Raw genomic sequence first — 13,783 nt, forward strand, 5'->3', positions numbered from 1 at the left:
AGTATAACAGCGCCAGCAGGATGCTCGTTTTTCATTTTACGGCTGAGGCCAATTGCCCGAGCTCAGCCTCTGCTCGGTACTGACCTCTGAGTTGTATAGATACAGCCAGGCACGGCCATGGGGCGTGTCCACCTGAATCCGGTCATACAGTCCGGTGTGCGGTGCATCGGCACAGTATTCTTCCAGCTCGTCCAGAGCGGCAAAGGTCGCCGCATTCACACGGTACACCTCGACCTGCGTCTGGCCCGGCTCCCGCTTCACCGCCGGCCAGGGGCCCAGGTCATAGAGCACGAAGCCATCCAGCCATGTTGAGCCAAGATATTCAGCCCCGCTGAGAAAGTGGTGGTTGCCTTGCCCCTGTTTAAGAGTGCCATATACGGCGACCCGAATCTGCTCCATTGCCAATCCTCTGCGTATAAACGGGTCACCTATTCTTAAATACCTTAAGGCCATTGAGCAAGGAGATCCCATGCGCACGTTTTTTCTCGGTCTGATACTGCTGACGCTGACCGCCTGCACCAGCCTGCCCGATCGAGTCGAGCCGGTGAGCAACTTCGAGTTGAACCGTTATCTGGGCACCTGGTATGAGATCGCCCGGCTGGATCATTCGTTCGAGCGCGGCCTGAGCCAGGTGCAGGCCGCGTACAGTCTGAGAGACGATGGCGGGGTGAAAGTGATCAACCGGGGTTTCGACGCCGCCCGAGGTGAGTGGCGCGAGGCCGAGGGCAAGGCGTATTTCGTTGAGGACAGTAACACCGGCTACCTGAAAGTGTCGTTCTTTGGTCCTTTCTATGGTGCCTATGTGATCATGGAACTGGACCACAAGGGCTATCAGTACTCACTGGTCAGCGGCCCGGACCGGGACTATCTGTGGATACTGTCGCGCACGCCGAAGATGGATGCCGATACGCTGGAGCGGCTGGTTGCCATCGCCCGCAAGGCAGGTTATCCGGTGGATGAGCTGATTTATGTGGAACAAGGTTCTGACCGCTAACCGGCTGCACCAACCTGTAGAACTTCTTGCTTGAAAGCTGGGTAGATTGCTTAGCCTCATGCCATAATGATTAAAATAACCAATTTGATCAGATTAAGGAATGTACATGGAACTCAATGCGACAGAAGCCAAAAGAGAGTTCGGCGATCTGCTGCTTAAAGCACAGAAAGAACCCGTTAACATTGTAAGAAACGGCAAAAGGGTCGCGGCCGTCATCTCAAATGATGAGTTTGAGCAGTACGAAGCCTACAAGCTTATGAAATTAAAGCAGGAAATTGATGCCGGCCTGGCCGACGTTGAAAAGGGTCAATTGCATGATGGTGCCGACGTCATGGCGGCGCTGATCAAGAAGGTGAATGAATCATGATCTATGTGCTCACGGAACGAGCAAAGCAGGATCTCGAAAGCATCACCGATTTCAGTCTAAAACATTTTGGCCGTTTGCAGACTCAGGCCTATCTGCTTCAACTCGAGTCCACCCTGAAATCACTGGCCACCATGCCATCGGCAGGCCGGTTACGCTCTGAGCTGGCCCCCAGCATCAGGAGCCAGCCTTGCAGTCGTCACAATATTTACTATCTGGCACAGGACAACGGCATCAAGGTGATCCGCATCCTGCACCAAAGCATGGAGCCAAGCGGAAGGCTTTAAGCCGCTGCCGCCCGATCCTCACGCAGCACTCTGGCGGCATCCACCATGTTCTGTAGTGCCGGGATTACCTCACTCCACTGGCGGGTTTTCAGGCCACAGTCGGGGTTCACCCAGAGGTGTTCTGCCGGGATGCGCTGCGCCGCGAGACGCATCAGTTTCACCATCTGTTCTACCGACGGGATATTGGGGCTGTGGATATCGTACACGCCCGGGCCGATCTCGTTGGGGTAGTGGAATTCGTCGAACACATCCAGCAGCTCCATGTCGGAACGGGAGGTCTCAATGGTGATCACGTCCGCATCCATGTACGCGATCGCCTCAATGATGTCGTTGAACTCCGAATAGCACATGTGGGTATGAATTTGAGTGCTGTCCGACACGCCGTTGGCACTGATGCGGAACGATTCCACCGCCCAGTTCAGATACTCGGCCCATTGGCTGCTGCGCAGTGGCAAACCTTCGCGCAACGCGGCTTCATCGATCTGGATGATATCGATACCGGCACGCTCCAAATCCTGCACCTCTTCGCGGATCGCCAGCGCCAGCTGGTAACAGCTGAGTGAGCGCGGTTGATCATCACGCACGAATGACCAGTTAAGAATGGTGACTGGGCCGGTCAGCATGCCCTTCATCTTTTTCTCCGTCAGCGACTGGGCATATTTGATCCACTCCACGGTCATTGCCTTCGGGCGGCTGATATCGCCGAACAGAATCGGCGGCTTGACGCAGCGGGAGCCGTAGGACTGCACCCAGCCGAACTGGCTGAAGGCATAGCCGTCGAGCTGCTCACCGAAGTACTCCACCATGTCATTGCGCTCAGCTTCACCGTGTACCAGCACGTCCAGCCCCAGAGCTTCCTGCTGTTTGACGGCAAATTTGATCTCCTGCTGCATACGGGCTGTATAGTCTCCAGCATCCAGCTCACCCTTCCTGAACGCCAGCCGCGCCTGGCGGATCTCCTGCGTTTGCGGGAAGGAACCGATGGTAGTGGTCGGGTACAGCGGCAGGTTCAGCGTCTGGCGCTGCAGCGCTGCCCGCTGCGGATAGGCACTCTTGCGCTTGCCCAGGCCCGGATCGATGGCGGCAACGGCATTCTGTACCTTGGGGTTGTGCACCCGCGGTGAGGTACGGCGGCTGTTCAGCGCTGCGAGATTCTCGGCCAGCTCAGCGGCAACAGATGCCCGACTATTGTTCAATGCGCTGTGGATAACCCAAATTTCATCCAGCTTCTGCTGCGCAAAGGCCAGCCAGGAACGAATCTCGGCATCCAGCTTCTGTTCACTCGCAAGATCCACCGGCACATGCAACAGCGAGCAGGACGGTGCGATCCAGAGGCGACTCCCCAGCCTTGCCGCCACAGGTTCCAGCCAGTCCAGCAATGCACTCAGATCGGTTTTCCAGATATTACGACCATTGACCACACCCAATGACAGCACCTTATCCGTGCTCAGCTGCTCGATCACCGGCTCGACTTCATCGCGGGCATTGACCGCATCCAGGTGCAATCCATCAACCGGCAGGCTGCAGGCCAGCGCCAGATTTTCTTTCAATTGACCGAAATAGGTGGTCAGCAGCAGCTTCACGCCCGTGTTGGTCAGCGCCCCATAGGCGGTGCGGAACGCCTCCTGCCATTGCGGTACCAGCTCAGTGACCAGCGTCGGCTCATCGATCTGCACCCACTCGATGCCCTTCTCGGCCAGCAGCCCAAGCAGTTCGGCATAGACTGGCAACAGCTGTGCCAGCAGGCTCAATGGATCGGTTGCGTCCTTGGCCTTGCCCAGTAACAGGTAGGTAACCGGGCCGATCAGCACCGGCTTGGCGTTGTGACCCAGTGCCTGAGCTTCTTCAATCTGCGCCAGCAGGCGACTCGGGTTCAGGCTGAAGCGGGTCTCGGCGCTGAACTCCGGCACGATGTAGTGGTAGTTGGTATCGAACCACTTGGTCATCTCACCGGCATGCACACAGTTGCAGCCGCTGTCGTTGGCGGAGCGGCCACGGGCGACACGAAAATACTGATCCAGTTCCGAGCCTTGCAGCCCCTGCACTCGGGCCGGCAGGTTGCCGAGGGTAAAGCTCAGATCCAGTACCTGATCGTAGAGGGAAAAATCCCCCACCGGGATCAAATCGAGTCCCGCCTGACGCTTCCAGTTCTGCGCCCGCAGCTCTGAGGCGGTCTGCAGCAGCTCGGATTCGCTTTTCTCGCCTTTCCAAAAGGCTTCCTGGGCAAATTTGAGTTCGCGCCGTGCGCCGATGCGCGGAAAACCCAAGTTGTGTAAACGGCTTTTTGTCTGTGGCTGAAGGCTTTTGTTTTGTCGCTGAAGGCTCATAACACTCTCCAAAATTCAATTCGGAGTCGATGCTAGCCCTTATGAATGATGAAAAATAATGGCATTATCTCATCAACACATTAATTATGATCATGGATTAACATGCTTGACCGCCACCACCTGATGATACTGCGTGCCGTGGACCAACAAGGTTCGCTGACTGCCGCCGCCGATACCCTGTGCCTCACCCAATCCGCCCTGAGTCATTCAGTGCGCAAGCTGGAGCAGCAGTTGGGTACCCCCGTGTGGCAGAAGGAAGGCCGTCGCCTGCGCCTGACTCAGGCCGGCCGCTATCTGCTGCGACTGGCGGAACGGCTGCTGCCTCAGTTCGAGCACGCCGAAGCGGTGATGCAGCAGTTTGCCAGTGGCGAGCGCGGCACCCTGCGCATCGGCATGGAGTGCCATCCTTGCTACCAGTGGCTATTGAAGATAGTGAACCCTTACTTGCAGCAGTGGCCCGATGTGGATGTGGACGTGCGGCAGAAGTTTCAGTTTGGTGGCATGGGCGCCCTGTATGGCCACGAGATCGACCTGCTGGTTACACCGGACCCGCTGCACCGTAGTGGCCTCGTCTTCGAGCCGGTTTTCGATTACGAACAGGTGCTGGTGGTGGGTCCTGAGCACCCACTGTACGGGCAACCTCAGGTTGAACCGAAACAGCTGCTCAACGACACTCTGATCACCTACCCAGTTGAGCCGGAACGGCTGGATATCTTCAACAGCTTTCTGACCCCGGCCGGTTGTGCACCGCGCCGCCACAAGCAGATCGAGACCACGGACATCATGCTGCAAATGGTAGCTGCCGGGCGTGGTGTCGCAGCACTGCCGCGCTGGCTGGTCAGTGAGTACCAACAAAGGCTGCCGCTGCACCCGCTGCAATTGGGAAAATCAGGCGTCGCCAAACAGATTTTCCTTGGTCTGCGTAAAGAGGATGTGGAGACTGACTACCTGAACGCCTTTGTCGAACTGGCACGCCAGTACAATCAGCCTCCAGCCTGATACTGCAAACAACTGGCCGGTGCTCAGTCACCCAGCAGATGTACCAACCCCCGTCCCAGGGTTGCGCGCCAGTGGAAGTAGTCATGGCCAGCGCTGAACTCTTCCAGTTTCACCGGATAGCCTTTTATCTGCAGGATCTGCTCCAGCTGGCGGTTGGCATTGAGAATACCGCTTTCGCCAAAGTCGGTCTCGAAACGGCCGGCACTGAGGTAGAAACGGATGGGCAAGCGTTTGGACTTGGCCAGTTGAGCATTCAGCCATTCCGGACGTTCCGCATCCGCCGGGCTCCACCAGAACGACCCTGACTGGCTCAGCACCAGGCCAAAGTGTTGTGGATAACGATAGGCCGTGCAGGCAGATGCCAAACCACCGAAACTGGCACCGGCCAAGAGGGTTTTATCCCCAGAGAAACGCAAACCGGTTTTATCCACAACAAAGGGCAGCAGCTCCTCTGCCATGAAGTCGGCAAAGTCTGCGTTGCAGGGCAGCTCCGTACGCCGTGCTGCACGACTGGGGTTGCTGACAAAAACCGCTGCGGTGGGCGGTATCTGACCTGACTCGATCAAATTCGCCATAATACGGGGTGTGGGGATACGGGACTGGTATTCAGCACCATCGAAGAAAATGGCCAGCGGCACCTGATCACCCGACCCCGCTTCAACGCCTTCGGGCAGCCAGATATCCACATCACGGGTATTGCCCAAACGCTCACTGCTCAAGCGGTAGTGCCGGGCATTTGGCAGCGGTCGATCCCCCTTGAGCAGCTGGTCGGAAGGTGCCTGATCCAGCTCCAGAATGGAGTTGAGGTTATAGCGATCATTCAGACCATCCGGCGACCACTGGTTCGGATTCAGCGGATCTCTTTGTGCCGTCGCCATAATGGCGACCCGTTGCTCACGTTCCGTCCCCGCCACCTGCGGCACATCCGGCGCCAGCTTGTAGCTCATACGGGTATCACTGGGCAGGCGATAGCTGCGAAACCAGATATCCGAATTCCCCAGGCGAAACAGAGGATCATGTTCATAACCCGGCGCACCCAGCATCAACACCCGCTCACGGGCACCGCGCCACAGGAAGGTGACCAGACGTTCATCCGCAGCCAATTCTGCCTCAGGCACATCCTGCGGCCATTCGATCAGGGGAGTGCCTGAGGCCGTCAATCCAGACCAGACCTCATCGACACTCTGCCCTGCTTTCAATGCAGCCAATGCCCGGCGTACCTGAGGGCTGTCCATCTCGGGAGCATTCACCTCACCCGGTGCCAACAAAGGTGCCTTTTCCAGCGCCAGCGACAGTTGCACGGGTGTATCACCGGCACTCAATACCAGCTGATAGGCTTGCCCCTGAGGCGCACGAAAGGCCACCCGTGCATCCACATCACCGGCGCGGGTCAGATGGCGCACCGGCGCGCCTTCGGCATCGACCAGCAGTGCCTTGACCGGGCCGTTGCCACTGAGTTGCCCACGCAGGTAATCCCCCTGTGCCAACTCCAGGTCCACCACCCGTGTTTCGCCGGCCGGCAGGGACAGCGTTTGCTGCAGCGGCAGCGCCCATGCAACCGTTGTCACCAGCGCGGTGCTTGCCACGGCCAGCGCCAGCGTATTCATCCTTTTCAACATAGGTTCACTCATAAAAAAGGCGGTGCTCAGGTAGCAGGAACACCGCCCCGGGGAGAGACAATTACTCAGAAGTCGTAGCTCAGACCCACGTAGACGCTGCGACCCACCACATTACTGTAGTAGTCATCATCGTCGTCATTCAGGTCCACGTCGGTGAGGTTGTTGATACCGCCACGCAGGGTCAGATCCGGTGCCACACGGGAGTTTGCTGTCAGGCTCACCAAGGTATAGGCGGACTGGGCCTCGTTATCCCAGTTTTTCTGCTCACCAAAGTAATCCACACCCAGACGCAGGCCGGTATCGGCAGTGGCCTGCCAGTTCAAGCCGGCATTCAGCTTGTGGCGTGGGCGGAAGGCCAGCTCGGCATCGCCGTTTTCTTCGGTATCCATGTAAGTGTAGGCCGCATCCAGGCTCAGAACGCGGTTCAGATCAACCTGACCTTCCACTTCCAGGCCGGTGACCTGAACCTCATTCAGGTTGACCCAGGCACGGGATTGGGTCGCGGCATCGTAGGTGGCGGTGATCATGTCTTCCACATCATTGCGGAACACCACTGCACTCATGCGCCAGTTGGTGGCACGGGTTTCAATACCCAGCTCATAGTTGACGCTGGTTTCCGGCGTCAGGTCCGGGTTACCCGGGATAAAGCAGGAACCGCCACAGCTGACGATCTGGTATTCCTCGATAATCTGGTGTGGCCGCGGTGCCTTGTACGCCTTGCTGACACCACCCTTGATGGAGACGGCGTTGTTCAACTCATACACCAGGTAACCACGCGGGGTGAACTCACCGTCGAAGTCATCATGGTCCTCATAGCGGCCACCCAGGGTCAGGCGCAACTTGTCGGTCAGCTGCATTTCATCCTGCATAAACAGGGCCTGCTGGCTGGCGTCGCTGCTGCCGGATTGGGTAAAGGCGACCTTGTCGCTGACTTCCTGATTGCGGTATTCGTAGCCCATGCTCAGGCCGTGAATACCCAAGTTCATACTGGCATTACCGGACAGCGTCAGGTTGGTCTCTTCCAGGTTGCGCTGCTTGGGGTCCGGATAGCGGCTGTTGTAATCGTCGATTTCGCCATCTTCATAGTTGACGCTGAGCAGGGTACGGCCCCAGTCCCAGTTACCCTCGTGGCTCAGAGCGTAGGTAGTGCGCTCGATCTCCTGCTCGCGGTATGAACCACTGGCGTAATTGTCATAAGGGCGCTCATCATGGTTGATCATCAGATCCGCATTCACCGTCTGACGTTCATCCAGATCCCAGCTCAGCGAGCCGGACAGGTTACGCGCTTTCTTCTCTTCACGCTCCGGCACCGTATCGGCGTCGTTGATATACCAGGCGTCACGGTTGTAGAACTCACCACTGAGACGCAGGTAAAGATTGTCTGTCAGGGAGCCGGCGGTGGACAGGTTGGTACGGAACTGGTCACCCTCTTCACCCTCGGTGATGTGTTCGTAGACCACGTCCACATTGGTGTCCCAGTCCTGCGCACCCTTCTTGGTGATGATATTGATGACACCACCCATGGCGTCGGCACCATAAAGCGACGACATGGGACCACGCACAATTTCGATCCGCTCAATACTGGCACGTGGAACCGCGCTGAAGTCGAAATCACCGCCACGCCAGAGGGCATTGCCGGAGGAAATGCGGCGGCCATCCACCAGAATCAGGGTATAGCCGGCATCCAGGCCACGCATGCGCACTTCATCACGGCCCGCACTATCGGTGGTGTTGATCACACCGGCGCTACGGCTGACCAGATCAGCCACGCTTTCGGTCGGATTGTCGCGCAGCGCATCGGCATCGATCACGGTGGTAAAGGCCGGCGCGGTCATCTGAGTATGTTCGGTACCCGAGGCACTGATGACGACCGTGTCCATTTCCTGAGTGGCAGCAAATGCAGATTGGTGCGCTAGCACCAACCCGGCTGAAAGCGTAGAAAGGGCAAACGCCCGAATCGGCTTTGAAGGATACATTTTGTCTTATACCTGTAAGAATGTGTGTGAGCCCCTTGTTGGCCATGCGGCGGAGGGCTTCTTGAGTACAGTGAGAGCGTGTGGCGCCCTGGAAGGGGTCAGAGCACCAAACACTTAAGCTTAATGCTAATTGTTATCATTTAGGTAATCAATAGATTGTATTGAATGCGCGCTGCCCAAGCCGAATACTCTGTACTAACACCCAGCCTAGCCCCGGCGATTCATTTCCCACACAATGACGTATCCTAGAAAGATTCTTTTTCCGCTTGAGATCCAATCATGTCTTACCAGGCATTGAGTGATTTTATCCACAGCCACCCCCGCCTGCTGGTGTTGACCGGTGCCGGTATCAGCACCGACTCTGGCATCCCCGACTACCGCGATAGCAACGGTGACTGGAAGCGCAAGCAGCCGGTACAGCACCCGGAGTTCATGCGCTGCGAGCACACCCGTAAGCGTTACTGGGGTCGCAGCCTGATAGGCTGGCCGGTGATGCGTGATGCCCGGCCCAACGCGGCACATGATGCCTTGGCACAACTGGAACAGCTGGGCCATATCAACCTGCTGGTAACGCAGAACGTGGACGGCCTGCATCAGCGGGCCGGCAGCGAGAGGGTTATCGACCTGCACGGCCGATCTGATCGGGTGATCTGCATGAGCTGTGATTTCAGCTGCAGCCGTGACGAGGTGCACCTTCAAAGCGCCGACCTGAACCCAGCCTTCACCCACTTCAGCGCCGAGACTGCCCCAGACGGCGATGCGGACCTGGAGGTGGATTTCAGTGACTTCCGCATTCCCGACTGCCCTCACTGTGGCGGAATTTTGAAGCCTGACGTGGTGTTCTTCGGCGATAATGTACCCAAACAGCGGGTAGTGGATGCACTGGACGCCCTGCAGCAAGCCGATGGTCTGCTGGTGATCGGCTCATCGCTGATGGTCTACTCCGGCTTTCGCTTCTGCCGCCGTGCCCATGAGTGGGACAAACCGATCGCGGCACTGACCTTGGGCAAAACTCGCGCGGATGAGCTGCTCAGTCTGAAAATCAACCAACCCATCAGGCCGGTTCTGAGTGCTGCGCTGGAACAACTGAGTATCAAATGACATACACAACAGGTGATATAGTAGCCACTCTCCCTATATAATCGGCCCTATTAACACTGTTGACGGAGCCGCAGCTGATGAACTCAGCTATTTGTTCGGCCAGATCTGATCAATCAGCAGCCCTCATGCGATGCCTGTGGCTGTGTCTGCTTTGCCTGTTGGCACTTGGCCTGACACGAGCACAGGCCGAAACCGTGCCACTGAACCAGCACTGGGAATACCGCTGGGGCGACTCACCGTTCAAGGATGACACTCCCGTTTGGACCATCGAGGCCGATAAGGCCCAGTGGCACCCCATCAGCTTTCCGTCCAACCCACCCGGGCGGGATGGGCGCGAAAACATCTGGTATCGCACCCAGATCCCTGAAGATGACTGGCGCGACCCGGTACTGTACATCTTCAGTGTTGATCTGATTGTCGAGGTATACCTTGAGGGTGAGCGCATCTACCACTACGGCGAATTTGATGCCCAGGGCAAGGGCCGTTTCGAGGGTTGGCCCTGGCACATGATCCCACTGCCCAAGGATGCCGCAGGCAAGCCGATCCATTTTCGCGTCTACTCCAATTACATGGACATCGGTCTTTGGGGTGAGGTCAAGATCTTGGACCGGCTTGAGCTTTATCAGCAGATTCTAAAGGAGTCGATCGACAGCCTGATCATCACCCTGTTCAACCTGTTGATTGCCGCTCTGGCTCTGCTGTTTGCACTTTTCAAATCCGGCCGTCTGATCCTGTTTGCTCTGGGGCTGTTCTCGTTGGCCAGCGCAGGCCTTGCCCTGAGTACAAGCCAGGCCAAACAGTTACTGTTCAATCATGCCCTCATGTGGGAATACATTGGAGCCGGCAGCTACTATCTGCTACCCATCGCGCTCGCACTGATGCTACAGGCATGGTTTGGGCGACTGCGATGGCTTTACCGCTCACTGGTGGGGCTGTTTCTGTTGTATCTGATCGGCGCTCTGGGGCTCTCGCTCGTGGGTGTGGTGAGCCTCGCCAACACCTACCCTCTGTTCGACTTGCTGTTCGCGGTGCTGGTACCGGTTATGCTGCTTTGCACTGTGTATCAATTGCCGCAAGCCAACAGCGACCAGCGTATTATGCTGCTGGCCACCACCACCCTGACGCTGCTGCTCCTGGTGGATATGGCGGTTGCCCATGGCTGGATCGCTTGGAGTCGAATCCCGGTCGGTTGGGGCTCACTGATGTTTTCACTGGCCATCGTGGCACTATCGTTACGGCACTTCATTCACACCCAGAACGCACTGGCACACCTGAATGCCACACTTGAAAACCGTGTTGTCGAGCGCACCTCAGAGTTGAAAATACTGGCCCGGCGCGAAGCCGATCGTGCGCGTGCTCTGGAGTTCGGCAATCGCAAGCGCGCACTGCTGGATAAAATGATAAGCGCTATGGAGCAAAGCGAGACTGTTGAACACGCCATTAAACGAATGGCGGCGCATCTTCCCGATCTGTGTGAACCGCTGCCCGGCGGACTTTATCGCAGTACTCAGCATTACTGGGAGCTGGAGCTACACTGGTGCCAGGAGACCCTGCCTTCGCGCTATGCGTTAACTGACACGCCCCGGCCCGAAGGGGATGAATAGCACAGCTTCCGCATCGAATATGAAGACCCCCGTAACGGCAGCCAGCTGATCGGCATGCTGGTGGTTAACCTCGACAGTCGCAATATCAATTTTGAGCAGCTGAACCCGTTAACACTCCAAAACCTGTTCCTGCGAGCTGTCGATCGGATCAACCTGACCCTATCCAAAGTGGTACTGCAACAGGCGTTGAGTCGCTTCTCCTACGAAGATGCGCTGACCGGCCTCAATAACCGGCGCTTCCTTGATGAGATGCTGTCCCGCGAGGTCGCCCTGGCACATCGCAATCATAGTCCGTTGACCGTCATGATCTGTGATATTGACCACTTCAAGCGACTCAACGACACCTACGGGCATGCTGCCGGTGATGAGGTGCTGAAAAGCGTTGCCCGATTGTTGCGGACAAACTTCCGCGAAACCGACATTATCTGTCGCTTTGGTGGCGAGGAGTTCGTTGTGGTCATGCCTGCGGCAACGCTGCAGGACTGCCAGGATCGCGCTGAACAGCTACGCGCCAGCATGGCCAGCCAGACATTCACATACGGTACCGAAATGATCGGCCCCGTGACCCTCTCAGCCGGAATCAGCGCTCTGAACCCCGAAAGTGATACCGCTGATGACCTGCTGCGTCGGGCCGATAATGCGCTGTATCAGGCCAAGGCTGGCGGACGAAACCGTGTCATCAGCGCTAATACCGAGCTTCAGCCATAACCTGTTGACCCAAACGCCTAAAGCAGTGGCACGGATGCTATCCGTGCCAGCGGCCCGAACAGCTCACTGGCACGGTAACAACTCAGCTCCAGCTCACTCACCCGCAACGTCAATGACTCGGCTCGGTTGAATGAATTGATCCTGGCCTGCAGCTGCGACCAAGACAACGCTTGTTGGAACAGCCCAACCGTCAGATGCGGCACATAGTCGGCCTGCCGCACTTCCGGGTTGATTGTCTCAAGCTGCTCACGCAGCACTGCCAACACACCCTCGGGATCATTTACCTGCAAATAGGGTGCGCTGGCAAAGCTGTCCAGCCCCCCGATCTGTAATGAAAAGGATGCCTGTGCCAGCATTTCCAGCGCCTCACATTGCAACTGTTGCGCCTGCCGCGTGAAATCATCATCCCTGTGCTGCACCAGCGCATCAAACCCACAGACAAATAAAGTGATATGGGCCTGCCGACGGTAGTTTTGATGCAACCAGGGCAAAAGGTGCTGCTGCGCGGCTTGCAGACGCTCAAGCACAAGCCTGTCACGCACCGGCAGTGTCCAGACACAGTACATCTGGCGGCCAAAATGCCACTCGGGATAGTCACGCAATTCGCAGGGGATGGTAAAGAGAGGGGAGGAATAAGGCATGGTACAGGATGTTAACGGGTGAGAGCCTGAACTTCAGCCCCCAAAACCAAAAACGGGCCACAAGGGCCCGTTTTTTACGCGTATCGAACTCGAGGTTCAGATAGCGACGATGTTCTCAGCCTGAGGACCTTTCTGGCCCTGAGTAACTGTGAACTGAACCTGCTGGCCTTCGGTCAGAGTTTTGAAGCCTGAACCGGAGATGGCGCTGAAATGGGCGAAAACGTCCGGGCCATTCTGCTGTTCGATGAAGCCGAAGCCTTTAGTTTCGTTGAACCATTTAACGGTGCCAGTAGTAGTAGACATAATAGTATTCTCGTTCGAAATATAATTTTTGGGCGTAACCAAATGCTGGTCATGCTCCGATAATGCTTTAGGTAATGCTGGTACTTATGAAAACAGAACGAGGTACATACGATTAGGCAGGACTTCGAAATGGTGCATAAATGCAGGTGTTACTCTCAAGCCATTGCAGTCTACGCTGATTCGGTAGGGAGTCAAAGCATTATTTCAACTATTTTCAGGCATTGCCAAAAGAAGTGAACAAAAAATGGGCCACAAGGGCCCGTTTTTTGCGCTGACTGAACTCAAGGTTCAGATCGCGGCGATGTTCTCTGCCTGAGGACCTTTCTGGCCCTGAGTAACATTGAACTGTACCTGCTGGCCTTCGGTCAGGGTTTTGAAGCCTGAACCGGCAATGGCGCTGAAATGGGCGAAAACGTCCGGTCCACCGCTCTTCTGCTCGATGAAGCCAAAGCCTTTAGTTTCGTTGAACCATTTAACGGTGCCAGTAGTAGTAGACATAATAGTATTCTCGTTCGAAATATAATGTGTAAACACAGCCAGCAAAATACTGATCTGGTTCGGGTAATGCTTTTAATAATACAAGGACTTATGAAAACAGAACGAGGTACATACGATTAGGCAGGACGTCGAAATGGTGCATAAATGCAGGTGTTACTCTCAAGCCAGTTCAGAGTACGCCTATTATTGAGCCAATGACAGTTTTATTTAACTTATTTCAATTAAAGACTGCAGCCTTATATTTAACTGCAGCCTTTTCAATCGCTTAACCCTGATTCCGTGACTTAAAACTCAGCTTCGCATCTCCACACACCTGTAACCACGCGGCCTGCGGCGGTAATATGGACGCCATTCTCGATTCA

At 56.3% G+C, this 13,783-nt stretch carries 14 protein-coding genes; 7 read left to right on the forward strand and 7 right to left on the reverse strand.

Annotated elements, in window-relative coordinates; all coding sequences use genetic code 11:
- Positions 1-36 precede the first annotated feature (36 nt).
- Entirely contained in the window at positions 37-399 is a 363-nt protein-coding gene (locus ABIE61_RS15470; RefSeq protein WP_354411106.1) for a gamma-glutamylcyclotransferase family protein, read from the reverse strand.
- Between the two features lie 70 nt (positions 400-469).
- On the opposite strand from ABIE61_RS15470, the gene ABIE61_RS15475 reads away from it, so the two are divergent.
- The 3 genes from ABIE61_RS15475 to ABIE61_RS15485 all read left to right on the forward strand — a co-directional run bounded on the left by ABIE61_RS15475 (position 470) and on the right by ABIE61_RS15485 (position 1,645).
- A complete protein-coding gene (locus ABIE61_RS15475; RefSeq protein WP_354411108.1) occupies positions 470-994 on the forward strand; it encodes a lipocalin family protein in 525 nt (174 codons plus the stop codon).
- Positions 995-1,100: 106 nt separating this feature from the next.
- The gene (locus ABIE61_RS15480) at positions 1,101-1,361 is read left to right on the forward strand and encodes a type II toxin-antitoxin system prevent-host-death family antitoxin (RefSeq protein ID WP_354411111.1); all 261 of its coding nucleotides are present in this window, start codon (positions 1,101-1,103) and stop codon (positions 1,359-1,361) included.
- Positions 1,358-1,645 carry a type II toxin-antitoxin system RelE/ParE family toxin gene (locus tag ABIE61_RS15485; RefSeq protein ID WP_354411113.1) on the forward strand — a complete coding sequence of 96 codons (288 nt, stop codon included), beginning with the start codon at positions 1,358-1,360 and terminating at the stop codon, positions 1,643-1,645. The genes ABIE61_RS15480 and ABIE61_RS15485 overlap by 4 nt, the downstream gene beginning before the upstream one ends.
- On the opposite strand, the gene metE is transcribed toward ABIE61_RS15485, so the two are convergent.
- On the reverse strand, positions 1,642-3,972 hold the full coding sequence (gene metE / locus ABIE61_RS15490; RefSeq protein WP_354411116.1) for a 5-methyltetrahydropteroyltriglutamate--homocysteine S-methyltransferase: 2,331 nt from the start codon (positions 3,970-3,972) through the stop codon (positions 1,642-1,644). The genes ABIE61_RS15485 and metE overlap by 4 nt on opposite strands.
- 102 nt (positions 3,973-4,074) lie before the next feature.
- On the opposite strand from metE, the gene ABIE61_RS15495 reads away from it, so the two are divergent.
- Positions 4,075-4,971 carry a LysR family transcriptional regulator gene (locus tag ABIE61_RS15495; protein ID WP_354411119.1) on the forward strand — a complete coding sequence of 299 codons (897 nt, stop codon included), beginning with the start codon at positions 4,075-4,077 and terminating at the stop codon, positions 4,969-4,971.
- 23 nt (positions 4,972-4,994) lie between these two features.
- Here ABIE61_RS15495 and ABIE61_RS15500 read toward each other — a convergent pair whose 3' ends face one another.
- On the reverse strand, positions 4,995-6,590 hold the full coding sequence (locus ABIE61_RS15500) for an alpha/beta hydrolase-fold protein (protein WP_354411122.1): 1,596 nt from the start codon (positions 6,588-6,590) through the stop codon (positions 4,995-4,997).
- Positions 6,591-6,655: 65 nt separating this feature from the next.
- The gene (locus tag ABIE61_RS15505) at positions 6,656-8,566 is read right to left on the reverse strand and encodes a TonB-dependent receptor plug domain-containing protein (RefSeq protein WP_354411125.1); all 1,911 of its coding nucleotides are present in this window, start codon (positions 8,564-8,566) and stop codon (positions 6,656-6,658) included.
- Between the two features lie 279 nt (positions 8,567-8,845).
- Between ABIE61_RS15505 and ABIE61_RS15510 the strand changes: the two genes are divergently transcribed.
- From ABIE61_RS15510 to ABIE61_RS15520, 3 genes are all read left to right on the forward strand, one after another.
- Positions 8,846-9,667: an NAD-dependent protein deacetylase gene (locus tag ABIE61_RS15510; protein WP_354411127.1), complete on the forward strand. Its 822-nt coding sequence runs from the start codon at positions 8,846-8,848 to the stop codon at positions 9,665-9,667.
- Between the two features lie 125 nt (positions 9,668-9,792).
- On the forward strand, positions 9,793-11,271 hold the full coding sequence (locus ABIE61_RS15515) for a hypothetical protein (protein ID WP_354411129.1): 1,479 nt from the start codon (positions 9,793-9,795) through the stop codon (positions 11,269-11,271).
- Positions 11,272-11,325: 54 nt separating this feature from the next.
- On the forward strand, positions 11,326-11,979 hold the full coding sequence (locus ABIE61_RS15520) for a GGDEF domain-containing protein (RefSeq protein ID WP_354411131.1): 654 nt from the start codon (positions 11,326-11,328) through the stop codon (positions 11,977-11,979).
- A 17-nt stretch (positions 11,980-11,996) separates the two neighbouring features.
- Here the strand turns inward: ABIE61_RS15520 and ABIE61_RS15525 are convergent, their stop codons facing one another.
- The 3 genes from ABIE61_RS15525 to cspE form a co-directional block, all read right to left on the reverse strand.
- Positions 11,997-12,620, reverse strand: coding sequence for a 2'-5' RNA ligase family protein (locus tag ABIE61_RS15525; RefSeq protein ID WP_354411132.1), 624 nt, complete (start codon positions 12,618-12,620; stop codon positions 11,997-11,999).
- A gap of 96 nt (positions 12,621-12,716) precedes the next feature.
- Entirely contained in the window at positions 12,717-12,923 is a 207-nt protein-coding gene (locus ABIE61_RS15530; RefSeq protein ID WP_091827725.1) for a cold-shock protein, read from the reverse strand.
- Positions 12,924-13,211: 288 nt separating this feature from the next.
- The gene (gene cspE / locus ABIE61_RS15535; RefSeq protein WP_091827726.1) at positions 13,212-13,421 is read right to left on the reverse strand and encodes a transcription antiterminator/RNA stability regulator CspE; all 210 of its coding nucleotides are present in this window, start codon (positions 13,419-13,421) and stop codon (positions 13,212-13,214) included.
- Positions 13,422-13,783 lie beyond the last annotated feature (362 nt).

Origin of the sequence: Marinobacterium sp. MBR-111 (assembly GCF_040547585.1) — a bacterium.
Taxonomy (GTDB): domain Bacteria; phylum Pseudomonadota; class Gammaproteobacteria; order Pseudomonadales; family Balneatricaceae; genus Marinobacterium; species Marinobacterium iners.

Coding starts and splice junctions, on each gene's coding strand:
- ABIE61_RS15470 (WP_354411106.1), bottom strand. CDS start 399: ATGGAGCAGATTCGGGTCGCCGTATATGGCACTCTTAAACAGGGGCAA.
- ABIE61_RS15475 (WP_354411108.1), top strand. CDS start 470: ATGCGCACGTTTTTTCTCGGTCTGATACTGCTGACGCTGACCGCCTGC.
- ABIE61_RS15480 (WP_354411111.1), top strand. CDS start 1,101: ATGGAACTCAATGCGACAGAAGCCAAAAGAGAGTTCGGCGATCTGCTG.
- ABIE61_RS15485 (WP_354411113.1), top strand. CDS start 1,358: ATGATCTATGTGCTCACGGAACGAGCAAAGCAGGATCTCGAAAGCATC.
- metE (WP_354411116.1), bottom strand. CDS start 3,972: ATGAGCCTTCAGCGACAAAACAAAAGCCTTCAGCCACAGACAAAAAGC.
- ABIE61_RS15495 (WP_354411119.1), top strand. CDS start 4,075: ATGCTTGACCGCCACCACCTGATGATACTGCGTGCCGTGGACCAACAA.
- ABIE61_RS15500 (WP_354411122.1), bottom strand. CDS start 6,590: ATGTTGAAAAGGATGAATACGCTGGCGCTGGCCGTGGCAAGCACCGCG.
- ABIE61_RS15505 (WP_354411125.1), bottom strand. CDS start 8,566: ATGTATCCTTCAAAGCCGATTCGGGCGTTTGCCCTTTCTACGCTTTCA.
- ABIE61_RS15510 (WP_354411127.1), top strand. CDS start 8,846: ATGTCTTACCAGGCATTGAGTGATTTTATCCACAGCCACCCCCGCCTG.
- ABIE61_RS15515 (WP_354411129.1), top strand. CDS start 9,793: ATGCGATGCCTGTGGCTGTGTCTGCTTTGCCTGTTGGCACTTGGCCTG.
- ABIE61_RS15520 (WP_354411131.1), top strand. CDS start 11,326: ATGCTGGTGGTTAACCTCGACAGTCGCAATATCAATTTTGAGCAGCTG.
- ABIE61_RS15525 (WP_354411132.1), bottom strand. CDS start 12,620: ATGCCTTATTCCTCCCCTCTCTTTACCATCCCCTGCGAATTGCGTGAC.
- ABIE61_RS15530 (WP_091827725.1), bottom strand. CDS start 12,923: ATGTCTACTACTACTGGCACCGTTAAATGGTTCAACGAAACTAAAGGC.
- cspE (WP_091827726.1), bottom strand. CDS start 13,421: ATGTCTACTACTACTGGCACCGTTAAATGGTTCAACGAAACTAAAGGC.